Here is a 24,990-nt window from a genome sequence, read left to right on the forward strand (position 1 = left end):
GCCGAGCCGAGTACGGATCCCGATGACCGAGAACCCTGTCACAGTCTGCATTATGGCCCGTGAAAGCGCACGGCTTAAAGTGCGTGTTGAATGCCTGTTGTCGGGGACGGGTGTCGCGATGCCCGTGATCGAGGTATTGGAGTCGGTGGGTTCGACCAATCAGCACCTGCTGCAGGCGTCGGAGCAGCGGGAACAGGCACCCCGAGCCTGTCTGGCAATGTCGCAGACGGCGGGTCGCGGCCGGCGTGGCCGCATGTGGCACTCGGCGCCAGGAAAGAACCTGGCGCTGTCCATGGCATGGCCTCTATCCAGGTCGCTTGTGCCTCCGGCCTATCCGGTGGGCGCAGGAACTGGGGTGGTCCGTGCGCTGGAGGAGTTCGGCCTCAGTCATGTCCGGCTGAAATGGCCCAATGACCTGATGGTGGGCGATGCAAAGTTGGGCGGGATTCTAGTGGAGCAACGCTTGGGAAGCGCTTCGGTTCCGGGGCGCCTAGTGGTTGGCATTGGAATCAATCTTGCGTCCGTTGAAACGCTGAATCTGGGGCGACCGGTGATCGACCTGGCGGCGCTCGGGGTCGATGTGGATCTCCTGGAGCTTGCCAGTCACGTGATCGCTCAGCAGTGCCGCCTGCATTCCGTGCTGATGGAGGAAGGCCTTGCCTCGTTAGCGCCGGAATTGGAGCGAATGGATATGCTGCGTGATCAGCCCATTGAGGTGCTCGATTCCGGTGCTCGCGGCTGGGCGCTTGGGATCGACCTTGAAAGCGGATGCCTGAATGTCCGCTTCGAGGATGGGGTGACCCGTACGTTGCACTCGGGCGAGGTCTCGGTACGGAGGTGTGAACATGTCTGATATCGCGCTGGTGGATATGGGCAGTACCCGCGTGAAGTGGCAGGTGCGCAGCGCCGACGGCGAGGTACTTGGCTCCGGTGCCAACCGTGAGCCCTCGGGTTGTGCGCGTGCCCTGGCGTCCATGGTGCGTGAGGCACCCATTGGCGCGATATGGCTTTCGCGAGTAGGACCGTGCGAGCGTGAAGAGGCGTTCGCTAAGGCGTTGGCCGCGGTCGGCGTTAATGCCCCGGTGCATGCCGCGACTGTGACCTCAGACGGGCCGAATGGACTACATATCGACTACGCCCCGGGACAGCTTGGGGTCGATCGCTACTGCGCCCTGGCCGCTGCAAGGGCCCGCTGTACCGCACCCGTGATCCTGGTGGATGCCGGCACGGGGGTCACGGTCGATGTGCTTGACGCGAACGGGTGCCATGCCGGGGGCTATCTGCTGCCGGGGCGCCAGCTCGGCTGGGAGGCGCTTCAGGCGCGTCTGGCCGATCGCATTGCTCAACGCGAGGCCACTCAGTGGCCGGACGATCTCGAGACAAGCCCAGGGCTCAATAGCACCGAGGCCCTGGAACGAGGTTGGGGGTTGGGTCTGGCCGCCGCGCTGGACGGACTGGTCGCGCGCCTACGAACCGGGGATCGGGCCGATGCAGCCTGTTGGCTGACCGGGGGGGATGCCTATTGGCTGGCCCCATTGATGCGTGAAGAGGCTCGTATCGTCCCGAACCTGGTATTGGACGGCCTTTGGGAGTTATCTCGCTGGGACGCGACCGCATGCGTTGGCTGATCCTGTTTTTCGTGCTGCTCAACGTGGGCTACCTTACCTGGGCCTGGCATGACGGACGCCTGAATCCCGATCCCTACGCGGATGTTCCGGCCCTGGAACGTAACGGCGGCGAGCTTGAGCTGCTGGATGCCTGGCTGGAACCCCGCGTCAACGATGATGCCGGGTCGGATCAGTAACGCGGGTGGCACGCCCCGGCCGGCGTGAGGAAGACCTGAGATCAGGCGGCCCCAAGGCGGCTGGCGTTCTCGGTGTTCCAGCCGACATAAACGGCACCCTCGAATTCGATGACTGGGCGCTTGATCAACGCCGGGTGTTCCCCCATCAATGCGATCGCCCGTTCCGCGTCCAACCCCGCGCGCTGACCCTCCGGGAGCTGGCGCCAGGTGGTGCCCCGCCGGTTCACCAGGGTCTCCCAGCCCAGCCTGTCGACCCAGCCGCGCAGTTGAGCTTCCTCGATCCCGTCTTTGCGAACGTCGACAAACCGATAGGACACACCGGCCGCGTCGAGCGCCCGGCGTGCCTTGCGCACGGTATCGCAGTTGGGAATGCCGTAGAGCGCGAGCTCAGACATCACGCAGCAGGGCGTTCAGGCCGACCTTGGCCTTGGTCTTCTCGTCCACGCGCTTCACGATCACGGCGCAGTACAGCGAGTACTTGCCGTCCTTCGACGGCAGGTTACCCGACACCACCACCGCACCGGCCGGCACGCGGCCGTACAGGATCTCGTCGTTCTCGCGGTCGTAGATGCGGGTCGACTGGCCGAGGTACACGCCCATGGAGATCACCGCGCCTTCCTCGACGATCACGCCCTCGACCACCTCGGAGCGCGCACCGATAAAGCAGTTGTCCTCGATGATGGTTGGGGCGGCCTGCAGTGGCTCCAGCACGCCGCCGATTCCAACACCGCCGGAGAGGTGCACGTTCTTGCCGATCTGCGCGCAGGAGCCGACGGTGGCCCAGGTGTCCACCATGGTCCCTTCATCCACATAGGCACCGATGTTCACGTAGGAGGGCATCAGCACCACGTTCGGGGCGATGTAGCTGCCGCGGCGCGCGGTCGCCGGCGGCACCACGCGCACGCCACCCTCGCGGAAGTCACGGCTGGAGGTGTCGGCGTACTTGGACGGCACCTTGTCGTAGTAGTTGGTGAAGCCTCCTTTGATGAACTCGTTCTCGGCGATCCGGAACGAGAGCAGCACGGCCTTCTTCAGCCATTCGTTGACGACCCACTCGCCGCCTTTCTTTTCGGCGACGCGGGCCTGACCGCTGTCCAGCATGTCCATGGCCTCGTTCACCGCGTCACGCACGTTGGTCTCGACGTTGCGCGGGTTGATCTCGGCGCGCTGTTCGAAGGCGGTCTCGATGATATTCTGGATATCCGACATTAGGTAATCCTTGTAACAAATTGAATGGAAATCGTTATTGGTAGAGCGAAGCGATTCGTTCTGCAGCCTCGATACAGGCTGAGGGTTCGGCGACCAGCGCCATGCGCACGTGTCCGGCCCCGGGATTGTGCCCGGTCTCGGGGTTGCTGCGGGAGAGGTAGCGTCCGGCCAGCACGGTGACGCCGGCTTCGGCATACAGGCGACGGGCGAAGGCCTCGTCGTCGCCATCCGGCACGCGCGGCCACAGGTAGAAGCCCGCAGCCGGCGGTTCCACGTCCATGACCTGCTGCAGGATCGGCACGAACGCGGCGAATTTTTCGGCGTACAGCGCTCGATTATCGGCGACATGGGCCTCGTCCGCCCAGGCCGCGCGACTGACCGCCTGCGTGGGCGGGGGCAGGGTGCAGCCGTGATAGGTGCGGTACAGCGCGAAGCGGTCGAGCAGGTCGGCATCACCCGCGACAAACCCCGAACGCAGGCCCGGCAGGTTGGAGCGCTTGGACAGGCTGTGGAACACAATGCAGCGATCAAAGCCAGTACGCCCCATGCGCGCAGCCGCCCCGAGCAGGCCGGCCGGCGGCTCCGCGTCCGGGTGGTAGATCTCGGAGTAGCATTCGTCCGCCGCGATCACGAAGTCGTGCCGGTCGGCGAGGCCGATCAGCTCCTGCATCGCGGACTCGGACATACAGGCCCCGGCCGGGTTGCCGGGATTGCAGATGTAGACCAGCTGCACCGCATCCCAGGTCGCGGCATCGACCGCGGAGAAATCCGGCAGATAGCCGTTCTCCGGCGCCAGGTCGTAGAAAGCCGGTTCCGCCCCTGCCAGCAGGGCCGCGCCTTCGTAGATCTGATAGAAGGGGTTTGGCATCAGCACCCGTGCCCCGGGCTTCTCCGCGACGACGGCCTGCGCGATCGCGAACAGGGCCTCGCGCGTGCCGCTGACCGGCAGAACCTGCCGGTTGGCATCCACAACGCCCAAATGGAAGCGCCGTTGCAGCCACGCGGCGATGGTCTCGCGCAGCGCGGGTTCGCCGCGGGTGGAGGGGTAGTGGTTGTAGCCCTGGAAGGCATCGCGCAGTACCGGTTCGACAAACCCCGGCAGCGCATGACGCGGCTCGCCGATCGACAGGGCGATCGGCTCCCGGTCGGTGGGCTGTTGCAGATCCGCGAACAGCCGGCGTAGGCGTTCAAACGGATAGGGTTGTAGCCGGTCCAGGCGCGGGTTCATGGCGGCTCGGGCATCGTGTTCGAGGGAAAAGAAAGACCGCGCAGTATACCGGAGCCAAGCACCAATGGGAGATCCACTCGCTTCCTGTGCGGCCAGTGTGGATGCCCTGGTTTTGCTCTCGCGCGGGCCATGCGGCAGGCTTGGCCGTTTCCGATCGGGAGCGATGCATGGCGTGTAGCCACGACCACACGACTCAGGGGAGGCGGGGCCCAAGTGCCTACCGTAAGGGATTGCATGACCTGGGGAACGGCGCCTGGGCCTATCTGCAACCCGATGGCGGCTGGGGCTGGAGCAATGCCGGGTTGATCCGCGATGGCGAAGAGGCGCTGCTGGTCGACACCTTGTTTGACGAGCGCCTGACGGCCGAGATGCTCGCGCAAATGGATGCCGCGACCGGGATCGGCGCGGGGGATATCAACCTCCTGGTCAATACGCACGCCAATGGCGACCACACCTTTGGCAACCGCCTGGTGCACCAGGCCGAGATCATTGCTTCACACGCGAGTGCTGACGAGATGCCGGAGCTGCCGCCGGCGATGCTGGCCGGCCTGATGGCGCAAAGCGGCGCGATGGGCGAGGTGGGTCAATACCTGCAGCGCTCCTTTGATGCGTTCGATTTCGGCGGGGTGGAGTTGACCCTCCCGACGCGCACCTTCACCGGGCGGCTGGATCTGACGGTGGGCGACAAGGCAGTGGAGCTGATCGAGGTCGGTCCTGCTCACACGCAGGGGGATGTGCTGGTGCATGCGCCGGCTGACCGGGTCGTCTACACCGGCGATATCCTGTTCATCGAAGGGACACCCATCATGTGGGCCGGCCCGGTGGGCAACTGGATCGCCGCGATCGACCGGATCCTGGCGATGGATGTCGAGCTGATTGTGCCCGGCCACGGGCCCATCACCGACAAGGCTGGTGCCCGGCGCGTGCGCGACTATCTGGTATATATCGATGCGCAGGCGCGGGCGCGTTTCGAAGCAGGAATGCCGGCGGAGGAAGCCGCCTTCGACATCGCCCTGGGCGACTACGCCAACTGGGGGGATGCCGAGCGGATCGCAGTCAACGTGGACACGCTGTACCGCGAATATCGCGGCGACACCGCACCGCCGGACATCATGCGTCTGCTCACACTGATGGCGCGTCTCGACGCCGACCGTCGCCAATAGCTGCGCGCGCCGGGCGCTCACCCCTTCGGGCGCGTGTACCAGAACCAGGCCAGGCGGCGCGAGCGCAGGCTCCAGGGCAGCAGCAGGGCCTGCAGCACCACCAGGATGTGCTGGGCGGGACCGAACCAGTCCGCCTTGCGTCCCGAGGTCATCACGGGTGTCTCCAGCATCTGGAACCGCTGCTCGTGGTGGTGGCCCCAGCGCGCCATCGCGCGCGACAGGAACACCTCCTCGCCCGCATAGACCCGCTCGCTGAACCCCCCGACTGCTTCGAAGGCCTCGCGGGTGCAGAAGACGTAGCAGCCGGCGGCGAGTCCCAGCCGAGCCGACAGGGCGTTCCAGGCCGCCGCACCCCAGCGGTAGATGCGATGGGTCAGGTGATCGAACGCGACGCGAGCGCCGCCGCCGCAGACCGTGCCGCTGTCCAGGGCATCGAGTGTCGCGCGGATCAGATCGGCGTCCGGCCAGGTATCGGCATCGACGAACAGCAGATAATCGCCGTTGGCAATCTCGGCCCCGGCGTTACGGGCACGGCTGATGCGGCGTTCGGGCTCGAAGACGACCCTGCAACCCGCTTGTTGCGCGATCCGTGCCGTGGCATCCGTGGAGGCGTTATCGACGACGATGATCTCGCTGGTGTGCTGAATACTGGCCAGTGCCTGCTGGGTCGCGGCCAGCGTGCGAGGTAGCCACTCGGCCTCGTTCCAGGCCGGGATGATGACGGACAGGCGGGGTGCGCTGACCACGTGGGGTCAGTAAGTCGGCATGTGCGGGTCGACGTCGCGGGCCCAGGCGTCGACGCCTCCGCTGAGGTTGATCACCTGGACAAACCCGGCCCGTTCCAGGAACCAGGCCACCTGTTGGCTACGGACCCCGTGGTGGCAGATCACCACCACTTCCTGTTTCGGGTCGAGCTCTTGATAGGTCGCCGGAATCTCGCCCATAGGCAATAGCCGCGATCCCTCGATCCGGCAGCGCTGGAACTCCCACGGCTCGCGCACGTCGAGCAGCAGCGGTGGGGTGCCGGTCTGGTCGAGGTGATCGCGAAGTTCGCGGGGCGACATCTGGCGCATGGGGCGGGTTCCGGTCGATAGGAGCCACCACGCTAGTGGTCCGGAGAACCCACCGCAAGAAGGCATGGTGACTGAGGGCTTCCCATTCCCGACCACACTTGCGTCGTTTTGCCCGCCGGGATCGAACCTGATCACTTGTCCGGAGGTTCGAATCCTTTGTGCCGTTCGGAAACGAAAAAGGGCACCCGAATGTGGGTGCCCTCTCTCAGGAACATGGCGCCTGGTTCGTAGCCAGGTTAAGCGTATACGAAATAGATAGGGTAAGAGTGGTCAGAATCTGTCCAAAACGCCTATGGAATTTTGTAAGAGTCCGAAAATACGGGAAAAGACGCCCCCTTTGGTATGACGAATAGCACCGACCTATGTCAACCGGGAGTGTCACAGGCGTGGGGACAAGGGCTATTGCTGTCACGGAAGCTGGCACAGGCCTGGCGCATCTGAGTGACCTTCTAGCGCATGCTTGATGCGTGTCACGTGCGCTAGTCTTGGAGCTGTCCCCGAGGTGATCATGAGCGCAAAAGATCCCTTCCCCTTTGCCAGTAGCACCGCTGACCTCTTCAGCGACTTCTCGGGTCAGTCGCGAAAGTCGGATGGAGGCCCTTTGGCCACTGCCGGATTGTTTCCCGCTCAATGCTGACGGGCGGATGGTGCGCGAGTTGATGGATCAGGAGCCTTTCAATCCCTCCTTCGCCAACACCTGCTACAGCCTGATCACGCCCGATAACGGGATCAGGGTTACGGCCGTTTATCGATACAAGGACGGAGCTCAGGCCGGTGTGGACGTTGCTGGGGGGCGTAAGCCGATCCGGCGAGAGCGCGGAATTGAGGAAGCGTGAAGCCGAATACACTCGGGGCTGAAGGACATCACCTACGACGGGTGGGGCTACTCGGCCTCATGTGTTCGATCGTGTCGGGCATTTCGATGCCGGGGTGTACGGCTTTTCTGTGCGTGCTGTTTCGGTCGAGAGTCCGGGGAGGGATTGGCGGTCGGTTTCTTTCCGGGAATCCTAGATTGGCGCCATATGCCAGCTGCTGGGTGCTGCCGAGGTCGTGTTTGGGGCGGGTATGTGTTGGGATACCGCTGGAAGCCGGGGAGTAAGGCGCCTACCTGTGCACGCAAGCCGCAATTGCCCCTTCGTGCAAGGCGCAATACAGTGTCCGATGAGATTAAGGTCCTCGACGGTCGGAAAATCGAATGCCTCCCACCACGCAACCCCTGGATGCCAGACGATGCAGCCGATCCTGACTCGCCACAACGTTTCGGATAATGGTGATGGTGGGTCGCCCCTGCTTTTTGCGCACGGGTTCGGCTGCGACCAGCACATCTGGCGGCACGTTACTCCAGCCTTTTCGCCCCAATACCGTACGATCCTTTTCGATTACGTCGGGCATGGTTGCGCCGACGGTGCCTGTTACGACAGGGAGCGCTACTCGACGCTCGAAGGCTACGCAACGGATGTCCTCGATATCTGCGATGCGTTGGCGCTATCCGATATCGTGCTTGTCGGCCATTCGGTCAGCGGGGTGATTGCAATGCTGGCGGCTATCCGGCAGCCGGAACGGTTTCGCCAGCTCGTGCTTGTCTGCCCATCTCCCCGCTACCTGAACGATGCACCCGACTATCATGGCGGGTTTGAGGCCGCTGATCTGTCGGCGTTGCTCGATCTCACGGAACGAAATCCGACGGCTTGGGCCTCAAGCCTAGCTCCAATAGTGATGCAGAACTCGGATCGCCCCGAGCTCGCCAACGAGCTCGAGCGGCGGTTCTGCGCCGTCGACCCGGAGGTTGCACGCGATTTCGCTCGGGTAACGTTCTATGCAGATAATCGGGACGATGTAAGCCGTGTGACCGTACCGACGGCGGTTATGCAGACGAGTCACGATGTAATCGCACCTCCATCAGTCGGTCGTTTCTTCGAGCACCATTTGCCACAGGGAACCCTCTGGCAGCTTCAAGCCACCGGTCATTGCCCACAATTGAGCCATCCGGAGGAATTTTGTGAAACGTTACGAACCATCCTCCGAACCCCCTGATCCACCGGGCCGGCCCACTCTCGATCGTGTGTTCGATCCGGAAACCATCCCCTGTGGTCTCTTGATGGTCAGCGAGGCCGGGGAGGTTCTGAGTATCAACCCGTTCCTCGGGGGTCTGCTCGGTATTGCCCCAGTGGAAATAATGGGTCGCCGACTTCCGGATGTCGTACCTCTTTCTGTATCGACGTTTCTTGATATCCAGATCATCCCGATGTTGCGACTTGAAGGGCACGTCGAGGAGATTTATCTGACGTTGCGCGGGGGCGAGGGAGAGGATGTACCCGTTTTGGCGAATGGCCGAATGCTTTTTGGCCAGAACGGCGGTGCCAGCTACTGCTTCAGCGTATTGCCGATGCGACGACGGTATGAATTTGAGGATCAGGTGATTGCTCACCGGCAACAAAGCGATGCACTGCGCAACGAGACTACCAAGCTTAACCAAAAGCTCGAGGCAACCAAGGCGGAGCTGGAGGAGAAACAGGCCGAATTGCTCGCGTTGGTGGACGAGCTCGGGCGAATGGCGATGATCGACGGGCTTACAGGTCTGAAAAACAAACGGGCTTTATTTCAGGATCTCGAGAACCACATCGCGTTGGCTCGGCGCCATGCAAAACCGTTGTCTGTTCTGATGGTCGACGTAGATCATTTTAAGCAGATCAATGATTGTCACGGTCACGAGGTGGGTGACCAATGTCTTGTCCGCATCGCAGGACTGTTGAGATCCCTGATCCGCGAATCCGATACCGCCGTGCGCTACGGTGGTGACGAGCTATTGGTGCTACTTCCGGATACTGATCGATTTGGCGCTGAACAAGTGGCCGATAAAATTGTTCGAGGTATTGCCCACAGCCCGTGGGAAGTCGGCCAGATCACTGTCAGCGTTGGCGTTGCGAGCTATCCTGAACACGCGGATGACGGAACAACCCTGGTGGGTAGTGCGGACAAGGCCCTCTATCGCTCGAAGCGGGAGGGGCGCGACTGTGTCAGCGTTGCCGTTCTAAATGAGTGACGGAGTCAGATACTCATAAGGTTCGAATAGGCCAAGCGGCGGGATGCGGGTTTGCCACCAAGGTGGCACGAGAGTGTCACAGGACGCGACCTGCCCCAAAACGAAAAACGGACGCGCGACTGTAGATCCCTTTCGCTGAAATATGGCGTGCCCGGAAGGATAGTGGCGACGCTACGCGTCTTGCCCTTCCGGTTGTCGGCCCGGTGGCCGACACGTACTTCGGTGCGCTCGGGATCGAACCGGATTGTCTGACGGAGGTTCGACTCCTTTGGGGACTGGAAACGAAAAAGGGCACCCGAATGTGGGTGCCCTCTCTCAGGAATATGGCGCGCCCGGAAGGATTCGAACCTCCGACCACCTGGTTCGTAGCCAGGTACTCTATCCAGCTGAGCTACGGGCGCATCGTCTGAAGGCGCGCATTATCGCGATTGGCTCCGAGGGATGCAAGCCGTCCCGACCAATTCTTCGTCCTGGCGGTGGATTGGCGGCGTTCAGCCACGCAGGATTGGGTGGTATGGGGTGCTGCGCACACGATCGTGCTCGTGCATGCGGTAATGCACGAAGTCGTCCTTGTCGTGGAAGTGCAGGAACGGGTTGCCGGCGTCCTGTTCTTCCAGCGTGGACTCGGCCTTCTCCGCGTAGTTGTGGCCGGGGTGGATGCAGGTATGGGCCGGGAGGCCTTCGCGCAGGCCGTTCAGGGTATGGAACATCTGCTCGGGGTCGCCGCCGGCGAGGTCACAGCGGCCACAGCCAAACACGAACAGGGTGTCCCCGGTAATCAGGTCATCGCCCGCGGGCATGTGGAAGCAGGCTGAGCCGGGGGTATGGCCGGGTGTGTGCAGGAAGCGGATCTCGGTGTCGCCCAGGCGCATCTCGTCGCCTCCGTGATGCAGTTCCGGGCGTTCGAGTGACTTGCCCCAGAATTCGGCCTCGGGCTTGAGCAGATGCAGGCGGGCGTTCGGATACTGTTCGAGGATCGCCTCTACCCCGTTGATGTGGTCGTGGTGGCTATGGGTGAGGAGGATGTCGGAGATCTCGACCTCGTTTGCGCGGGCCTGGCGAATGATCGCTTCGGGTTCCCATGCCGGATCGACTACGGCCCCGCGATGGCTGGCGCGGTCTTCGATCAGATAGACGAAGTTTTCCATCGGGCCGAGTTCCTGGCGGTGGATGCGATAGGGCACTGGGGTGCGGTCCATCGGGATCTCCGTGAGTCGTTGTCGCTTTGGTATGGTCTATCCAATACCCATCCTGTATCGAGAAGGATCACGATGCCAAGTTCTGAGCCTTTGCACGTTGAATCCATGACCGCCGAAGCCGAGGCGGACTGGGAGGCGCGTTATCAGGCTGGCTCCACGCGCTGGGATCGAGGTGCCGCCAGCCCATCGCTGGAGCGCTGGCTGGAGGTGACGGCGCTCGCGCCGGGTGCACGGATCGTCGTGCCGGGGTGTGGCTTTGGGCACGAGGTGCCGGCCCTGGCAGCACGGGGTTGTAAGGTCATTGGCCTGGATGTGGCGCCCACCCCTGTAGAGCATTTGCGCCAGCGCCTCGCGGCCGATGGCCTTGCCGCCGAGGTGGTGCAGGCCGATATGCTCACCTGGCAGCCAGAGATGCCCGTCGATGGCGTTTACGAGCAGACGTCGCTGTGCGCCTTACCCCCCGAGCAATGGTCGGCGTACGAGCGCCAGCTGCACGCCTGGTTGCGGCCGGGCGGGGAGCTGTTCGCCTGTTTCATGCAGACCGGGCGCGACGGTGGCCCACCGTTTCATTGTGCGTTATCCGACATGCAGGCCACTTTTCTGGAGGAGCGCTGGGAGTGGCGCGACGAGCTCGGGCGCACTGATCACACCAATGGGAAGTTCGAGATACTGCGCCGGCTGATTCGGCGTTGAACCGATGGCGAGGAAGGTCCGTTAACGTCCCTGGCCGATGACCGTTCCACAGGAGGTCTCCATGTCCATTGTGACGCCCAAGGGGTTGCCCGGTATCCGGGCCATTTTGCTGGATCTCTCCGGTGTGCTGTATGTGGGTAATCAGGCATTGGCGGGCTCGACTACGGCGGTGCGACGCCTTCAGGAGTCGGGCATCCCCATTCGGTTGATTACTAATACGACGCGCGAACCGCGGTCGGCCATCGTCCGAAAACTGCAGCAGATGGGCTTTGATTTCGCAGAGGATCAGCTTGCAACCGCACCCAGCGCGATTCGAAACCGTCTGGAAGCCGATGGTCGTCGTCCCCTCTTGCTTGTTCATCCCGACCTCGAACCCGAGTTTTTCGACATGACCACATCGGACCCCGATGTCGTCGTGTTGGGCGACATGGGGAAGGATTTTGATTACGCAGTCCTCAACCGCGCCTTTCGCCTGTTGATGGAAGGCGCGTCCCTGTGGGTGATGGGGACCAACCGCTATTTCCGCGAAGCGGCCGGCTTGTCGTTGGACATTGGGCCGTTCGTCCGTGCCTTGGAATACGCCGCCGAGGTGGAGGCCGAGAACTTCGGCAAGCCGGACCCGCGCCTGTTCCACGCCGCCATCGAGGATCTGCACCTGGACCCAAGTGAAGTGTTGATGGTTGGGGATGACGTCGCTGGTGACATCGATGGAGCGCGCATTGCTGGGCTGGCCGCCTGCCTGGTGCGGACGGGGAAGTATCAGCAGGGAGATGAGGACCGTGCCCTCGAGCCGGGTGCGGGTGTGGCAAGTGATCTGAATGAAATTGTCGAAGCCTTGATCAACTCGGGCAAGCCCCCTTGAGGGCAGCGGGTCCGGCCCGAGGCCTCTTTGAATTTGGTGAACGAATAAGATGATCCGGCGGCGGATGATCTAGGCTCAGAAGGGGAGTGTCGATCGAGTGCCCTGGGACTATTCGATGGCTCCCCTCTACGTCAATCAATTAGGAGTGCGCGATGAAGGCATGGGTCTTGGTACTGGTGGCGATGCTGTTCCCGTTAACGATAACCGCGAGCGCCTCGGAACCGGAGGGGTTCGAGGGGCTGGACCGCGAGACGTTGCAGCAAATGGTTCGCCACAGCGTTGTGAAGTTTCCAATAGAGGACGGCGTGACCATCGACGAGGCGATCGAGTCGATGCAGCTAAGGGCGAATCTCCGGAATTTCCAGGAGGTGGCGGACCTGCCGCTATCGGAGCAGGTGACTGCGATGGGAGGCGAAGGCAACTACATGCGCATCCTGGCGTTTTGTGATGCTTTGATTGCCAACCAGATGGTGAAGCACGACATTATCTTCGCCAGCTTCCTGCCTTGCCGCATTGCCGTGGTGGAGGATGACGACGGCCAGGGCTGGATCGTCACCACCAATATGGACATGATGCTGTATGCCACCGATCTGCCCGAGGACCTCGAGGTGATCGCCCGCGAGGTTCGGGACACGATCTACAGCATTGTCGAGGCGGGTCGTACGGGGGACTTTTGATGGCTGAACGGAAACCGCCGGCGGCTCCTTTCGGGGACGCGGGCGGTATGTCGGAGCGGAGGTGTGTTTCGGCGGGTTAGCCGTTGGCCACCTTGCGCTTGATCATCAACGTTCCATCGGCTCGGGAGCCAGACGATTTCGGGCCAGCTGGACCCTTCTTGTCAGCCGGGCGCTTGCCAGGGGCCGCGTAGGCCGGTCGCTTGCGGTTTGCCGGGGCCGTTCCGCGCTTGGCGGGGGCAGGCTTGCTGAAGGACTTGGGCTTTGCACTGATGGATTCAGATCGATCCGTACGCGGCTTGCTCGGCTTGCGCGGAGCAGCCGGACGCGCATCGTCCTGGTTCGCAGCCTCACCCGGGCGGGGCGCCTGACGGGTCAGTCCCAGCTTGCGATTGGCCACATGGATGTTACCCAAGCGCTGAATCGCGGCGTCATCGAGCGAGGCGGGCAGATCAACGTGGCTATGATCGTCGCGCAGGCCAATCCGGCCGATATCGCGACCGTTCAGGCCACCCTCGTTGGCGAGTGCGCCGACTATCGCCCCTGGAGCCACTCCGTTATTGCGGCCGACGGGCATGTAGTAGCGGACCATGTCGGCTTCCGGTTCGCGGTCCTTGCCGCGCGAGGGGCGTTCGCCCCGCGGTTTGCTGTCGCGGCGGCTATTGCCGCGCTCGGAGGGGGCAGACCGGGCTGCTGCCAGCACCGGATCAGAGCCCTGATGGGCGCTAGCATCCAGCGGGCTGCCCGCGGTGGCAAGGGCGATCAGGGCGGTGGCGAGGTCCCGCTCGGAGACTTCGCCATTGGCCAGCAGCCGATCGACCAGCGCCTCATGTGCGGTCGCTTGTTCGGTTCCCAGCAAGGCCTGCACGCGTTCTGAAAAGCGGGTTTCTCGACGCGCTTGCACGGCGGCGCGGTCCGGCACGGCCTGTTCGCGCACCGGTTTGCCAGTGAGGCGTTCGATGTCCTTCAGCATGCGGCGCTTGCGCGGCTCCAGGAACAGGATGGCACGACCCTTTCGGCCGGCGCGGCCGGTACGGCCGATGCGGTGCACATAGACCTCGGCATCGCCGGGGGCATCAAAGTTGAATACGTGGCTAATGCGCGGGACGTCGATGCCGCGGGCCGCCACATCGGTGGCCACGATGACATCCAGGCGGCCGTCGCGAAGATCGCTGACGACGCGTTCGCGTTCGCCTTGTTCCATGTCGCCGTTGAGCGCGGAAGCCGCGATACCCATGGAGCTCAAGGCATCGGCAATCTCGACCGTGGCGGCTTTCGTGCGTGAAAAGACCACTGCGGCGTCCAGATCCGCCTCGGTCTCCATCAGGCGGCCGAGGGCCTCCATTTTGTGGCGCTGGTCGACCAGGCAGTAGCTTTGGTCGATGTCGGTCCCGGCCTCGTTACCGGCACCAATTTTGATCTCTTCCGGGTCGCGCATATGGCGATGGGCAATGCGACGGATCGGGGCTGGCATGGTGGCCGAAAACAGGGTGGTTTGGCGCTCTTCCGGCGTCTGTTCCAGGATCCACTCGATCTCTTCGACAAAGCCCATGCGCAGCATCTCGTCGGCTTCGTCGAGGACCACCACGCGCAGGGTTTCAAGGTTCAGGGTGCCGCGCTTGATGTGATCCACGACACGACCCGGTGTGCCGACCACGATCTGCGGGCCCTTGCGCAGGGCACGCAGCTGCTCGCCCATCGGCTGGCCGCCGTAAACCGGCAGCACGTCGATGCCGCTGAAGCCCTTGGCGAATTCACTCAATGCGCCCGCGACCTGGTTGGCCAGTTCGCGAGTGGGCGCGAGGACCAGCGCCTGGGGCGTGCGGTTGCCCGCATCGATCAAGTCGATTAGCGGGAGGCCGAAGGCGCCAGTCTTGCCGGTGCCGGTCTGGGCCTCGCCCAACACGTCACGGCCGTTCAAGAGCGCCGGGATGCAAGCGGCCTGAACCGGGGTAGGAGTGGCGAAGCCCATATTCGACAGGGCACGAACCAGCGACTCGGAAAGCCCGAGCTGGGCGAAGGAGGGGGAATCAGACATTGAAGTACTCACACAGGCCGGAAACAAAGGCCCGGCGAAAATCGGATGGCAGCTGCCAACCCGGCATCATACACGAATCGGGGGCATGGGAAGAGGGAGAACGGTGAATTTCTTACCAGACTGGACCGGGCTCCAGATTTGCGACCGTTAGTAACGATCGAGTTGGGCGTCTATTGGCTTGCTACAGGGGGAATATCTCCGGTTGGTGCGAGCGTTGCAAGGCTTTGGGATGCGGCATTGTCCTAGCCATACAGTCGGGATATAGTTCGCCGAAGAAAAATTGCTGGATGTAGTATGCCGCTTAACCCGACGGATCTATTCAATCTGCTGGCCGACCAAACTCGGTTGCGGTCCTTATTTTTGATGCAGGCGGAAGGGGAGTTATGCGTGTGCGAACTCACGCATGCCCTAGAGATGTCTCAACCAAAGGTGTCGCGCCACCTTGCGGCGTTGCGTCAGCACAAGTTGGTACGTACTCGACGCGCCAGTAACTGGATCTACTACCGGCTTTCGCCTGATTTGCCTGCGTGGGCATCGGAGGTCCTGCAAACGGCCGCCCGACCCGTCGCGGCGGCCGAGCCGTTCACTGGCGATCGCAAACGGCTCGCCACGGCGCCTAGCCGAGTGGACTGCCGCGAGACCGCTTGAACGCCAGCAGGAACAGTCGGCCGCTGAATGCAGAACGGTCGGGATGCCTTTTTGGTTGTCCCGGCCGTTTTTCGTTTCGGCCCGCGCTCGGCCAAGTCGACGACTTTGATTGTACGGACCGCTCAGGCGGCACCGGTGGCGCCTTCACGATGGCGTCTTGCGATATCGCGTAGTTCATGGCGAAGGGCTGGGCGCAGGGGGGCGTTGAGGTGTGCGCGGATACGGGCAGGTGGCACGCCGTGTCGGCGGGCGAACAGGCCAAGGGCGTAGGCCAGGTCGTCGCGCGAGAGGGCGGCGTCTCGCTCCGCGGACGGGCCCTTGCAGGAACCGCACTGGTTCACGCGTACATGGGAAGCGGTATTGGCCAGGAATACCCCGAAGCCCATCTGCACAGCGACGAGTTCCGCGATATGAGCCTCATTGCCTTCCAAGGCTGGGGGCGGATTTCCGGCGGTAGCCAAAAGGCGCAAGGCGATCTCGCGCGCAAAATGGGCGATCAATGCCTGGGAATGGGGGACCAGAGCAGGATCGTAGGGAATGCCTACGGTGCCGGGTGGCGGGGTGAACGGATTCTGGCTCGGGCGCGCCTCACCCATGGCCGTCCAGGGAATTGGATCGTCCATCAGATTACCTGGTTGAACCAGGCGGAATGGACTGTCCGAAAGACCCCCATGGTACAGCACGCGATCAAATACGAGCTGCGCCATGGCCTGGTGCGTGTCTGCCTGGCCAGGAAAGTCCTCGGCGGTGGGTAATACCAGATGCGCTTTGCGGAGCATGGGCCCGAAGTGGGGTTCATTTCCGGCCCAGTCGAAGATGGCGTGGATCCAGGCACGGCTTTCCGGGTCAAGGGCCGGGGTACGCTGGAACAGGCGGGGAATGAGCGAGATCACGTGAGCCACTCGGGACGGGTGAGGGCCCATTGTAGTGGATGCGATCCGGTTGTCGCGATGCCTGAGTGGCGGGAATATGGAACCGGCTGGAGTGTGCCTGAACGCCGAGAGGCCCAGGGCACGGAGCCCCGGGCCTTTCGGGTGGGTCAAGACGCTTAGTTGAAGGCTTCGCCGGGCTTGACGCCCATGGCCTTCAGAATCATGGCCAGGGGGCAGAAGCCGGTGAAAGCGGACTGCAGCAGGTTAAAGCCGACGAACAGGGTCAGAATCAGCCACATCGGGGTGAAGATCCACGCGAGGATGGCGCTGATGATGATGACGGTGCCGGCAAAGGCCATTACGACGCGATCAATACTCATGGGTGGTGCCTCCTGGTGAAGTATTAGTAATATCTAATATGAGGGCTAGCGCCCGTGAACACAAGGGGCACCGGGGCGTGTTTTGTTGACTGCAAGCCGATGCGCCGACCGAGCTTAGGGAAATATCTCGCCCGGCTTGAGCCCGAGGGATTTGAGGATCTTCACTAGGGGGCAGAATCCGGTGAAAGACGCCTGGATCAGGTGCGCCCCTATAAAGACAGCGAGCAACAGCCACCAGGTGCTGGCGACCCAGGTCAGCAGGGCGCTGACCAGGACCACAATGCCGGCGAAAAGCATGAAGAAGCGGTCGGTGGACATGGGTTATCCCTCCCTTTTTGTCCGATACATATCCATGTAGATAGCACTTGGACGGGGCCACGGCAAGCGGGCCCTGTGCCGTATGACGCAGTGCGCGCCGGACCGTCGGAGAGGCGTGTCGGACTAGCGTTCTTCGATGGAGGTGTACTCGCGGGCCGGGTAGCCGGTGTAGAGCTGACGCGGCCGCCCGATACGCGATTCCGGGTCCTGCATCATCTCGTTCCAGTGCGAGATCCAGCCGACGGTACGCGCCAGTGCGAAGATCACAGTGAACATGTTCAGTGGGATGCCCATCGCGCGCAGGATAATGCCGGAGTAGAAGTCCACGTTGGGATAGAGCTTGCGTTCGATGAAGTACTCGTCCTCCATCGCGATGCGCTCGAGCTCCATGGCCACGTCGAACAAGGGTTGGTTGTCCGCCCCCATATCGCCCATTTCGGCCAGCAGCTCATGGGTCATCTTGCGGATGATTCGGGCGCGCGGGTCGTAGTTCTTGTATACGCGGTGGCCAAAGCCCATCAGGCGGAACGAGTCGTTCTTGTCTTTCGCGCGGGCGACGAAATCCTCCACGCTTTTGTCCGAGTGCACGATCTCCTCGAGCATGCGGATGACTTTCTCGTTTGCGCCACCGTGCAGCGGGCCCCATAGCGACGCGATCCCGGCGGATATCGCGGCGAAGGGGTTGGCTTCGGAAGAGCCGGACAGGCGCACGGTCGAGGTCGAGGCGTTCTGCTCGTGGTCGGCGTGCAGGATCAGGATCAGGTCCAGGGCGCGGACGAACACCGGATTCGGCTGGTAGGGCTCGCTGGGTACGCCGAACATCATTGCAAGGAAATTAGCGGTATAGGACAGGTTGTTGTCCGGATACATGAACGGTTGGCCGTGCGCGTACTTGTACGACCAGGCAGCGATTGTCGGCATCTTGGAGATCAGCCGGTGCGCGGCAATGCGGCGGTGTTCCGGGTTATGGACATCGACGTTGTCGTGATAGAAGGCCGACAGGGCGCCCACCACCCCGACCATGATCGCCATGGGATGAGCGTCGTGGCGGAAGCCGTCGAAGAAGCGGCGCACCGCCTCGTGCAGCATCGAGTGTTCCTTGATGATGCGCGAGAAGTCGTGCAGGTCGTCGGATGAAGGCAGGTCCCCATTCAGCAGCAGGTAGCAGACCTCGAGGTAGGTGCTGCCTTCGGCTAGTTGTTCGATCGGATAGCCGCGATAAAGCAACGTTCCTTCGTCACCGTCGATAAAGGTCACATCGGAACGGCAGCTGGCCGTGGACATGAAGCCGGGATCGTAGGTGAAGTAGCCCAGTTCCTTGTACAGCGCGCGTATGTCCAGGCAATTCGGGCCGTGGGAGCCCTCCTGGATCGGCAGTTCGATGCTCTTGCCCGTGATGTTGTCGGTCAGGGTGACGGTTTTGCTCATGAAACGGCCTCGTTGGAAAGGGGACGTCCGGATGGGAAGTAAACCATGGTAAACCATCGACCGGGATTCGGCAGCGACTCCGGCGGGGCGGGCCGGGTGCTTTGGGGTTACAGCTTCCGGGATGTGTGGCGGGCGCGCTTTTCCGCGTACATGGCGGCGTCGGCGTTGTTCTGGGCCTCAGTTAGCGTGCCGCTGATGGTGCGGCATGCGTACCCGAGGGACGCGGCGACCCCCGCATCGTGCAGTGCGGTGCGCAAGCGCTCCGCGATCTCGGGCAAATGATCGGCCGGAGTTTCAGGGAGCAGGACGGCGAATTCGTCCCCGCCCAGGCGCGCCACGACATCGACGTCACGAGTGGCACCCTTCAGGGCCTGTCCGGCCGCAGCGATGAGGCGGTCCCCGGCCTCATGGCCGTACTGGTCGTTGGCGGCCTTGAGGCCGTCGAGATCGAATCCCATGATCCCGGCGGGTAGGTGGTGGTCCTGACAGCGCTGTTCCTCGGCCTGTAGCGCGAGCTGCCAGCCTCTTCGGTTGTAGGTCCCGGTCAGGCTGTCGGTGTAGGCCTCCAGGCGCAGTGCTTCGCGTTCGCGCTCCAGATCATCCAGTTGATGACGCAGTTGAATGAGCGATTCGACTACCGCAACGGCGGATTCGATTTCGCTCGCATGGGCCTCCAGGTTGTCCGGCAGGGGCTCTGGGTGCATCGCGCACAGCACGCCGAACATGCCGTGGTCGCGATCGTTGACCGGGAACCCCACATAGCTGCCAATGGCCGGCGGATCGTCATGGGCGGCAAGGGCCTGTCGATAAGCGGGGATTTGCTGCACATCGGGTGCGATATGCGGCGCATCGCCCGCCAGCATGCGGATGCAGAAGGAGTTGCCCCAGTCAAAGGCCGTCCCGGACCCGATGCCGTAGCCGTGATCGTCTGCCCGCACAACGATCTGCTCGTCACCTTCGACCCGGGTGAGCATCCACACGTCCATCGGCACGATGCGGTGCAGCATCTTGAGGGTGTGGTCCACGCCCCGGTTAAAGGGCGAAGGGGCATCGTCGATAGGGTCCTGAGCTCGTGGCATGGCATCCGTCGCGGGTACCGGCGATCGTGGGGTCGTACTCTATTCAGCCGCTGCGGCGCCGGCTTGCCGCAGGTGGCGTTCGGCGCGTATCTGTGCCTGTTCCAGACTTCCGGAGGCCGCCTCGCGCATGGCGTAGCCCACGTCCGCGGGGATTCCTTGTCCAGCCAGGGCGTGCTCCAGGTTTTCGCTGTACTGGGCGAGGGTGGTCGCGGCGCGTCCACGGATCAGAATGCCAAACCGGGCGCCCCCAGTCGACCGACAAACTCGCCTGGACCAATCTGGGCCTTCAGCGCCAGCACGGAGTGCACCAGCCCGGCGTCCTCTGCCTGGCCGCCCCTCTGCCCGGAAGGGGTTTGTGTGGCGAATGCCAACACGATCACACCAGCGGGCTGACCGCCAAGACGGCAGCGGGTCTCTTCAGCCTCCAGGGCCATCTCCCCGCCGCGGCGATTCAATGTGCCGGTGGGCGGGTCGCTGTGGGTGGCCAGGGCCGTCTGCAGGCGCAGACGGTCCAGCTCTTCCGCGTGCTGGTCCAGTCGCAGGACGTGACTGAGGGCCGTAGCCGTCGCCTGGATGACCGGCTGGTGCCGAGTGATTTCGGTATCCATGGGTTTTGGGTGCAGCCCGCAGAGGGTGCCGAACAGCTTGCCGTCGGCATCGTGTAGCGGAAATCCGACATAACAGCCGATGTTCGCCTGTTCATTGATGGTGGCGCTCGAATAGGCCGGAACGGCCTGCGCATCCGCCGCGATGTTGGGACCTTCGCCGGCATGCATGCGGATGCAGCAGGAATGCTGCCAGTTAAAGACGGCACCGGGGCGGATCCGGGGTGCCTTGCCACGCGTGTGCAGGACGATCCAGTCATCGCCTTCGACGCGGGTGATCATCCAGAGATTCAGCGGAATCAGATGGTGCAGGGCCTCCAGAATGGCATCGATCGCACTGGTGAAGTCATCGGCCAAAGGCGTGGCAAGGGTGTTCGCAGACATTAGATGCTTCGCGCTACAGTCGGGGCAGGTCGGGGTGTGCGAGCTGGCCATGATGGACGTGCTCGCGGCCGAATTCGGCACAGCGGGCGAGGGTCGGGATCGCTTTTCCGGGGTTGAGCAGCCCCAGTGGATCGAAGGCGCGGCGCAGTCGGTGGAACTGTTCCAGTTCCGGGGCCGGGAACTGGGCGCACATGCCATCCAGTTTTTCTACGCCCACGCCGTGTTCTCCAGTGATTGTGCCGCCCACGGCGACGCACAGTTCGAGGATCTGCTGGCCAAATGCCTCGGCCGTTTCGAGCTGACCCGTCTGGTTGGCGTCGTAAAGGATCAGGGGGTGGAGGTTGCCGTCCCCTGCATGAAAGACATTGCAGACCCCGAGACCGTGTTCCGCCGACAGCTCGTTGATTCGGTGGAGGACGGTTCCCAGTTGATGCCGTGGGATGGTGCCATCCATGCAGTAGTAGTCCGGCGAGATGCGGCCTGCGGCCGGGAAGGCTGCCTTGCGCCCGGCCCAGAACAGGGCACGTTCGGCATCATCGCGAGCGGTGCGGACTTCGGTCGCGCCAAGATCCAGCAGTTTCTGGCGCACCACCATCACGTCTTCGGACACTTCCGCATTGGTGCCGTCCAGCTCGCACAGGAGGATCGCCGCAGCCTCCACCGGGTAGCCCGCGTGGACAAAGTCCTCAGCGGCGCGGATGGCCGCGTTGTCCATCATCTCCAGCCCCGCCGGGATCAGACCCGCAGCGATAATACCGGCCACGGCACCCCCGGCCGTCTCGATGTCATCGAAACTGGCCATCAGGACCTGCGTGCGTTCTGCGCGCGGCAGGAGCCGGACGGTGACTTCGGTGACGATGCCGAGCATGCCCTCGGAACCGATCATGAAGGCGAGGAGGTCCAGACCGGGGGTGTCCAGGGTCTTGCCTCCGAGGCGGACGACTTCGCCGTCGAGGGTGACGATCTCCAGGCCGGTTACGTTGTGCACGGTGAGCCCGTACTTCAGGCAATGCACGCCCCCGGCGTTTTCTGCCACATTGCCGCCGATGGAACAGGCGATTTGCGAGGAGGGATCCGGGGCGTAGTACAGACCCTGCGGCGCCGCGGCCTCGGAGATCGCGAGGTTGCGCACGCCGGGCTGGACGACGGCACAGCGATTGTCGGCGTCGATCTCCAGGATGCGGTTGAAACGCGCCATCGACAGCAACAAGCCGGTCTCGCTCGGCAAGGTCCCACCGGACAGGCCGGTGCCGGCGCCGCGTGGAATGATCGGCACACCATGCTCGCGGCAAAGCCGCAGGCACGTCATCAGTTCGTCACGGGTTCGGGGCAGGGCGACGGCCCCGGGGATCTGGCGATAGGCCGACAGCCCATCGCATTCATAAGCCCTCCGCTCGGACTCCTCGGTGACGAGCGCGTCGTTGGGCAATGCATCGCGCAGCGCATTTACTACCGCCGCGAGTGCCTGGGCGGCAGCCTCCATGTGCTTAAGCGGGGACACGGCATTCATAGGCGTGATGGTAGGGGCTCGCTGGGTCCATGCTGGGTGATCGCATAAACTGTACGTCTTTTCCAGGGGCGAGATGCAATGACGAGCGTGGGGATCGGTTCCTAGCTGGTCGTGGCCGTCGGGGGTGCGCTGGGGTAGGCGTTGCGCCTGGACATGCAGGAATGGATGGTGCCTGGGACCGGGCCCTTGCCTATATCGCCACGAGCCTCCTGCGTTGTGTGTTGGCGGCGGCGGCTGGGCTCTGCGGGGTCCGCTTTGTGCTGGGCGCCGGACCGGTTGCTTCGTAAAGCCGTTCCTACAGGCCAGCGCTTGGCGTGGACGCCACCGGGCCGCAACCGTAGACTTCTCCGTCGTTCCCTCAAACCGGTATCGGAAACCCGCCATGCTTGATATTCGCAGCCTGCGCCAGGATCTGGACGCGACCGCCACGGCGCTCGCTCGTCGTGGCTATAACCTGGATCGTGACCGCTTTGAGAGCCTGGAAGCGCGGCGCAAAGAGCTCCAGGTGCGCACCCAGGAGCTGCAGGCCGAGCGCAATTCCCGGTCCAAGGGGATTGGGCAGGCCAAGGCGCGGGGCGAGGACATCGAGCCGCTGAAGGCCGAAGTTGGACGCCTGGGCGACGAGTTGAAGCAGTGCGAGACCGACCTGCACGAGGTGCAGGAAGCGCTGGACGCGTTGCTGATGCAGATCCCCAATCTGCCCCAGGCGGACGTGCCCGACGGGCTGGACGAAACCAGCAACGTGGAGATTCGTCGCGAAGGGACGCCGCGTGCCTTCGATTTTGCGCCCCGCGACCATGTGGATCTCGGTCTGCCCGGCGGCTGGCTCGATTTCGAGGCGGCCGTGCGGGTGGCCGGGTCGCGCTTTGTGGTGATGCGAGGGGAGATGGCGCGCCTGCATCGCGCCCTGACCCAGTTCATGCTGGATCTGCACACCACTGAGCACGGGTATCAGGAGACCTACGTTCCCTACCTGGCCAATCCGGAATCCCTGGAGGGGACAGGGCAGCTCCCGAAGTTCGACGCCGATCTGTTCTCGGTGGACTGTGATCAGCGCTATCGCCTGATCCCAACTGCCGAGGTGACCCTGACTAACCTGGTGCGGGAGCAAATCCTGGAAGCGGACGAGCTACCCCTGCGAATGGTGGCGCACACCCCGTGTTTCCGTTCTGAGGCGGGTAGCTACGGTCGCGACGTTCGCGGACTGATCCGCCAGCACCAGTTCGAGAAGGTGGAGCTGGTGCAGATCGTGCGACCTGAAGAATCGGAGGCGGCGCTGGAGGACTTGCTCGGGCACGCGGAGAAGATCCTGCAGGCGCTGGAGCTGCCGTACCGGGTGATGCTGCTGAGTGCCGGGGATATGGGCTTTGCCGCGGCGCGCACCTATGACCTCGAGGTCTGGTTGCCCGCTCAGGAGGCCTATCGCGAGATATCCTCGTGCTCGAATTTTGAATCCTTCCAGGCGCGGCGCATGCAGGCACGCTTCCGCCCGAAGGCCGGAGAGCGGCCGGAATTGGTACACACCATCAACGGCTCCGGCGTGGCGGTCGGCCGCGCCCTGGTTGCGCTGTTGGAGAACCACCAGCAGGCCGATGGCTCGATCCGCATCCCGGAGCGGTTGCGCCCTTATCTCGGGGGAACCTCGGTGCTGGAGCCGCCGTCCGAATAGCAGGCCCATCCGGAGTGACCCCGTGAAACCTTCTCTGCCCGGAAATCATCGCTTCGGCGTTCTCGCCACCCTGGTGCTGTTCTTCATGGCGCTGGCGATCCTGCCGACGGCCGCGGGGGACGATCCGGAGGAGGACGAACTGCTGGAAGAAGGGCTCGTCTTCGACGACACTCCGCGGCCGATTGGCTTGCATACCCCTGAATGGTTTGAACTGAGTTTTCTCGATCTGCGGGAGGACCTGGAAGACGCCGTGGAGCAGGGCAAGATGGGGCTGGCGGTGTACTTCGGGATGGACGACTGCCCCTATTGCGAGGCGCTATTCGACAAGAACTTTTCCCAGGATGACATCCGTGACTATCTGTCTTCGCACTTCAATGTGGTGGCAATCGATGCGCTGGGAACGCGCGAGGTCACGGATCTTGATGGCGAGACCTGGCTGGAGCGGCGTTATGCCGCCGAGCAGCGCCTGAATTTTACCCCATCCATTGCCTTTTATGACGCCGAGGGTGAGCGGATTCACCAGATGCGGGGTTACTATCCGCCGTACCGGTTTCGGGCGTTGCTGGAGTATGTGATCGACCGCCACGATAAGGAAGAAAGCTTCCGAGACTATCTGGAGCGGGCCGATCCACCGCCCAAGTTTGATCTGGATGACATCAACGAACGCGACTTCTTTGTGAACCCGCCGTATGCGCTGGATCGCAGCCGGATTCCAGCGGATCGTCCGTTGGTAGTCTTCTTCGAACGCGAGGCCTGCCATGCCTGCGATATCCTGCATTCCGAGCCCTTGCAGGATGACGCCGTGTTAGAGCGCATTGCGATGATGGATGCGGTGCAGCTAAACGCGGACGATCCCGATACACCCGTGCTGACGCCGGCGGGGGAGCGTACCAATGCGAAAGAATGGGCGGCGGACCTGGACGTTCACTGGGCGCCGACCATGATCTTTTTCGACGAGAAGGGCGAGGAGATCATCCGGATCGACTCCGTGGTCCACCTGAATCGTCTGCGCAACGTGATGGACTATGTGCTGACGCGCGGTTACGAGGAATTCCCGACGTTTGAACGCTGGCGTGCGCAGCAGCCGGCGCGTCCCTGACACTGCAAAGAA

At 63.1% G+C, this 24,990-nt stretch carries 25 protein-coding genes, 1 tRNA gene and 2 pseudogenes; 13 read left to right on the forward strand and 15 right to left on the reverse strand.

Annotation, left to right across the window (positions count from 1 at the left end):
• Positions 1–52: 52 nt before the first annotated feature.
• The 3 genes from F462_RS00795 to F462_RS00805 are packed head-to-tail and all read left to right on the forward strand — an operon-like array spanning position 53 to position 1,804.
• Positions 53–853: a biotin--[acetyl-CoA-carboxylase] ligase gene (locus F462_RS00795; RefSeq protein ID WP_026280122.1), complete on the forward strand. Its 801-nt coding sequence runs from the start codon at positions 53–55 to the stop codon at positions 851–853.
• Positions 846–1,628: a type III pantothenate kinase gene (locus F462_RS00800; protein WP_038050865.1), complete on the forward strand. Its 783-nt coding sequence runs from the start codon at positions 846–848 to the stop codon at positions 1,626–1,628. The genes F462_RS00795 and F462_RS00800 overlap by 8 nt, the downstream gene beginning before the upstream one ends.
• A complete protein-coding gene (locus tag F462_RS00805) occupies positions 1,616–1,804 on the forward strand; it encodes a hypothetical protein (protein ID WP_018874732.1) in 189 nt (62 codons plus the stop codon). The genes F462_RS00800 and F462_RS00805 overlap by 13 nt, the downstream gene beginning before the upstream one ends.
• A 41-nt stretch (positions 1,805–1,845) precedes the next feature.
• On the opposite strand, the gene F462_RS00810 is transcribed toward F462_RS00805, so the two are convergent.
• Genes F462_RS00810 through dapC form a run of 3 tightly spaced genes read right to left on the reverse strand, consistent with a single transcriptional unit; the run spans position 1,846 to position 4,241 of the window.
• Positions 1,846–2,199, reverse strand: coding sequence for an ArsC family reductase (locus F462_RS00810; protein ID WP_018874733.1), 354 nt, complete (start codon positions 2,197–2,199; stop codon positions 1,846–1,848).
• The gene (gene dapD, locus F462_RS00815) at positions 2,192–3,013 is read right to left on the reverse strand and encodes a 2,3,4,5-tetrahydropyridine-2,6-dicarboxylate N-succinyltransferase (protein WP_018874734.1); all 822 of its coding nucleotides are present in this window, start codon (positions 3,011–3,013) and stop codon (positions 2,192–2,194) included. The genes F462_RS00810 and dapD overlap by 8 nt, the downstream gene beginning before the upstream one ends.
• Positions 3,014–3,047: 34 nt before the next feature.
• On the reverse strand, positions 3,048–4,241 hold the full coding sequence (gene dapC, locus F462_RS00820) for a succinyldiaminopimelate transaminase (protein WP_018874735.1): 1,194 nt from the start codon (positions 4,239–4,241) through the stop codon (positions 3,048–3,050).
• Between the two features lie 239 nt (positions 4,242–4,480).
• Here dapC and F462_RS00825 point away from each other — a divergent pair, with 239 nt between their 5' ends.
• On the forward strand, positions 4,481–5,404 hold the full coding sequence (locus tag F462_RS00825) for an MBL fold metallo-hydrolase (protein ID WP_208854112.1): 924 nt from the start codon (positions 4,481–4,483) through the stop codon (positions 5,402–5,404).
• A gap of 17 nt (positions 5,405–5,421) precedes the next feature.
• On the opposite strand, the gene F462_RS00830 is transcribed toward F462_RS00825, so the two are convergent.
• Entirely contained in the window at positions 5,422–6,150 is a 729-nt protein-coding gene (locus tag F462_RS00830) for a glycosyltransferase (RefSeq protein WP_038050870.1), read from the reverse strand.
• Positions 6,151–6,156: 6 nt separating this feature from the next.
• Positions 6,157–6,477: a rhodanese-like domain-containing protein gene (locus F462_RS00835; RefSeq protein ID WP_018874738.1), complete on the reverse strand. Its 321-nt coding sequence runs from the start codon at positions 6,475–6,477 to the stop codon at positions 6,157–6,159.
• A 644-nt stretch (positions 6,478–7,121) separates the two neighbouring features.
• On the opposite strand from F462_RS00835, the pseudogene F462_RS13570 reads away from it, so the two are divergent.
• The 3 genes and pseudogenes from F462_RS13570 to F462_RS00850 form a co-directional block, all read left to right on the forward strand.
• Positions 7,122–7,329 (forward strand): annotated as a pseudogene (locus tag F462_RS13570) (FCSD flavin-binding domain-containing protein); the annotation flags it as partial.
• Positions 7,330–7,707: 378 nt separating this feature from the next.
• Positions 7,708–8,511, forward strand: coding sequence for an alpha/beta fold hydrolase (locus tag F462_RS00845; protein ID WP_038050873.1), 804 nt, complete (start codon positions 7,708–7,710; stop codon positions 8,509–8,511).
• Complete coding sequence (locus F462_RS00850) at positions 8,477–9,520, forward strand: sensor domain-containing diguanylate cyclase (RefSeq protein ID WP_156100379.1); 1,044 nt, start codon at positions 8,477–8,479, stop codon at positions 9,518–9,520. Before F462_RS00845 ends, F462_RS00850 begins: the two co-directional genes overlap by 35 nt.
• Before the next feature lie 324 nt (positions 9,521–9,844).
• Here F462_RS00850 and F462_RS00855 read toward each other — a convergent pair.
• A tRNA-Arg gene (locus F462_RS00855) sits at positions 9,845–9,921 on the reverse strand.
• 90 nt (positions 9,922–10,011) lie between these two features.
• Positions 10,012–10,719, reverse strand: coding sequence for an MBL fold metallo-hydrolase (locus F462_RS00860; protein WP_038050876.1), 708 nt, complete (start codon positions 10,717–10,719; stop codon positions 10,012–10,014).
• Positions 10,720–10,791: 72 nt separating this feature from the next.
• Between F462_RS00860 and F462_RS00865 the strand changes: the two genes are divergently transcribed.
• From F462_RS00865 to F462_RS00875, 3 genes are all read left to right on the forward strand, one after another.
• Entirely contained in the window at positions 10,792–11,412 is a 621-nt protein-coding gene (locus tag F462_RS00865) for a methyltransferase domain-containing protein (RefSeq protein ID WP_026280174.1), read from the forward strand.
• Between the two features lie 61 nt (positions 11,413–11,473).
• A complete protein-coding gene (locus F462_RS00870) occupies positions 11,474–12,274 on the forward strand; it encodes a TIGR01458 family HAD-type hydrolase (protein ID WP_038050877.1) in 801 nt (266 codons plus the stop codon).
• Between the two features lie 152 nt (positions 12,275–12,426).
• Entirely contained in the window at positions 12,427–12,951 is a 525-nt protein-coding gene (locus F462_RS00875) for a DUF302 domain-containing protein (protein WP_018875066.1), read from the forward strand.
• Positions 12,952–13,027: 76 nt separating this feature from the next.
• Here the strand turns inward: F462_RS00875 and F462_RS00880 are convergent, their stop codons facing one another.
• Entirely contained in the window at positions 13,028–14,986 is a 1,959-nt protein-coding gene (locus F462_RS00880) for a DEAD/DEAH box helicase (RefSeq protein ID WP_038050879.1), read from the reverse strand.
• A gap of 294 nt (positions 14,987–15,280) precedes the next feature.
• Between F462_RS00880 and F462_RS00885 the strand changes: the two genes are divergently transcribed.
• A complete protein-coding gene (locus F462_RS00885; protein WP_018875064.1) occupies positions 15,281–15,634 on the forward strand; it encodes a metalloregulator ArsR/SmtB family transcription factor in 354 nt (117 codons plus the stop codon).
• Between the two features lie 122 nt (positions 15,635–15,756).
• Here the strand turns inward: F462_RS00885 and F462_RS00890 are convergent, their stop codons facing one another.
• The 7 genes and pseudogenes from F462_RS00890 to F462_RS00920 all read right to left on the reverse strand — a co-directional run bounded on the left by F462_RS00890 (position 15,757) and on the right by F462_RS00920 (position 22,210).
• Positions 15,757–16,527 carry a hypothetical protein gene (locus F462_RS00890; protein WP_038050881.1) on the reverse strand — a complete coding sequence of 257 codons (771 nt, stop codon included), beginning with the start codon at positions 16,525–16,527 and terminating at the stop codon, positions 15,757–15,759.
• Positions 16,528–16,682: 155 nt separating this feature from the next.
• A complete protein-coding gene (locus F462_RS00895; protein ID WP_038050882.1) occupies positions 16,683–16,886 on the reverse strand; it encodes a YgaP family membrane protein in 204 nt (67 codons plus the stop codon).
• 114 nt (positions 16,887–17,000) lie between these two features.
• Complete coding sequence (locus F462_RS00900; RefSeq protein ID WP_038050884.1) at positions 17,001–17,204, reverse strand: YgaP family membrane protein; 204 nt, start codon at positions 17,202–17,204, stop codon at positions 17,001–17,003.
• 123 nt (positions 17,205–17,327) lie between these two features.
• Positions 17,328–18,632, reverse strand: coding sequence for a citrate synthase (locus F462_RS00905; protein ID WP_038050887.1), 1,305 nt, complete (start codon positions 18,630–18,632; stop codon positions 17,328–17,330).
• 107 nt (positions 18,633–18,739) lie between these two features.
• On the reverse strand, positions 18,740–19,711 hold the full coding sequence (locus F462_RS00910; RefSeq protein ID WP_038050891.1) for a sensor domain-containing diguanylate cyclase: 972 nt from the start codon (positions 19,709–19,711) through the stop codon (positions 18,740–18,742).
• A gap of 39 nt (positions 19,712–19,750) precedes the next feature.
• A pseudogene (locus F462_RS00915) lies at positions 19,751–20,700 on the reverse strand (GGDEF domain-containing protein).
• A gap of 13 nt (positions 20,701–20,713) precedes the next feature.
• On the reverse strand, positions 20,714–22,210 hold the full coding sequence (locus F462_RS00920) for an FAD-linked oxidase C-terminal domain-containing protein (protein ID WP_038050893.1): 1,497 nt from the start codon (positions 22,208–22,210) through the stop codon (positions 20,714–20,716).
• Between the two features lie 382 nt (positions 22,211–22,592).
• Here F462_RS00920 and serS point away from each other — a divergent pair, with 382 nt between their 5' ends.
• Together serS and F462_RS00930 are read left to right on the forward strand one after the other, a co-directional pair.
• The gene (serS, locus tag F462_RS00925) at positions 22,593–23,879 is read left to right on the forward strand and encodes a serine--tRNA ligase (protein ID WP_038050896.1); all 1,287 of its coding nucleotides are present in this window, start codon (positions 22,593–22,595) and stop codon (positions 23,877–23,879) included.
• A gap of 85 nt (positions 23,880–23,964) precedes the next feature.
• A complete protein-coding gene (locus F462_RS00930; protein WP_208854113.1) occupies positions 23,965–24,978 on the forward strand; it encodes a thioredoxin family protein in 1,014 nt (337 codons plus the stop codon).
• The last annotated feature ends 12 nt before the right edge of the window (positions 24,979–24,990 follow it).

This window comes from Thioalkalivibrio sp. ALJ1 (assembly GCF_000745395.1).
In the GTDB taxonomy this organism is placed as follows: domain Bacteria; phylum Pseudomonadota; class Gammaproteobacteria; order Ectothiorhodospirales; family Ectothiorhodospiraceae; genus Thioalkalivibrio.

Bases quoted from the DNA above. Each gene is read 5' to 3' on its own strand.
- dapC (WP_018874735.1), bottom strand. From the start codon at position 4,241: ATGAACCCGCGCCTGGACCGGCTACAACCCTATCCGTTTGAACGCCTA.
- F462_RS00870 (WP_038050877.1), top strand. From the start codon at position 11,474: ATGTCCATTGTGACGCCCAAGGGGTTGCCCGGTATCCGGGCCATTTTG.
- F462_RS00930 (WP_208854113.1), top strand. From the start codon at position 23,965: ATGGCGCTGGCGATCCTGCCGACGGCCGCGGGGGACGATCCGGAGGAG.
- F462_RS00895 (WP_038050882.1), bottom strand. From the start codon at position 16,886: ATGAGTATTGATCGCGTCGTAATGGCCTTTGCCGGCACCGTCATCATC.
- F462_RS00880 (WP_038050879.1), bottom strand. From the start codon at position 14,986: ATGTCTGATTCCCCCTCCTTCGCCCAGCTCGGGCTTTCCGAGTCGCTG.
- F462_RS00805 (WP_018874732.1), top strand. From the start codon at position 1,616: ATGCGTTGGCTGATCCTGTTTTTCGTGCTGCTCAACGTGGGCTACCTT.
- F462_RS00875 (WP_018875066.1), top strand. From the start codon at position 12,427: ATGAAGGCATGGGTCTTGGTACTGGTGGCGATGCTGTTCCCGTTAACG.
- serS (WP_038050896.1), top strand. From the start codon at position 22,593: ATGCTTGATATTCGCAGCCTGCGCCAGGATCTGGACGCGACCGCCACG.
- F462_RS00910 (WP_038050891.1), bottom strand. From the start codon at position 19,711: ATGCCACGAGCTCAGGACCCTATCGACGATGCCCCTTCGCCCTTTAAC.
- F462_RS00865 (WP_026280174.1), top strand. From the start codon at position 10,792: ATGCCAAGTTCTGAGCCTTTGCACGTTGAATCCATGACCGCCGAAGCC.
- F462_RS00900 (WP_038050884.1), bottom strand. From the start codon at position 17,204: ATGTCCACCGACCGCTTCTTCATGCTTTTCGCCGGCATTGTGGTCCTG.
- F462_RS00885 (WP_018875064.1), top strand. From the start codon at position 15,281: ATGCCGCTTAACCCGACGGATCTATTCAATCTGCTGGCCGACCAAACT.
- F462_RS00795 (WP_026280122.1), top strand. From the start codon at position 53: ATGGCCCGTGAAAGCGCACGGCTTAAAGTGCGTGTTGAATGCCTGTTG.
- F462_RS00800 (WP_038050865.1), top strand. From the start codon at position 846: ATGTCTGATATCGCGCTGGTGGATATGGGCAGTACCCGCGTGAAGTGG.
- F462_RS00920 (WP_038050893.1), bottom strand. From the start codon at position 22,210: ATGAATGCCGTGTCCCCGCTTAAGCACATGGAGGCTGCCGCCCAGGCA.
- F462_RS00845 (WP_038050873.1), top strand. From the start codon at position 7,708: ATGCAGCCGATCCTGACTCGCCACAACGTTTCGGATAATGGTGATGGT.
- F462_RS00860 (WP_038050876.1), bottom strand. From the start codon at position 10,719: ATGGACCGCACCCCAGTGCCCTATCGCATCCACCGCCAGGAACTCGGC.
- F462_RS00905 (WP_038050887.1), bottom strand. From the start codon at position 18,632: ATGAGCAAAACCGTCACCCTGACCGACAACATCACGGGCAAGAGCATC.
- F462_RS00835 (WP_018874738.1), bottom strand. From the start codon at position 6,477: ATGCGCCAGATGTCGCCCCGCGAACTTCGCGATCACCTCGACCAGACC.
- F462_RS00810 (WP_018874733.1), bottom strand. From the start codon at position 2,199: ATGTCTGAGCTCGCGCTCTACGGCATTCCCAACTGCGATACCGTGCGC.
- dapD (WP_018874734.1), bottom strand. From the start codon at position 3,013: ATGTCGGATATCCAGAATATCATCGAGACCGCCTTCGAACAGCGCGCC.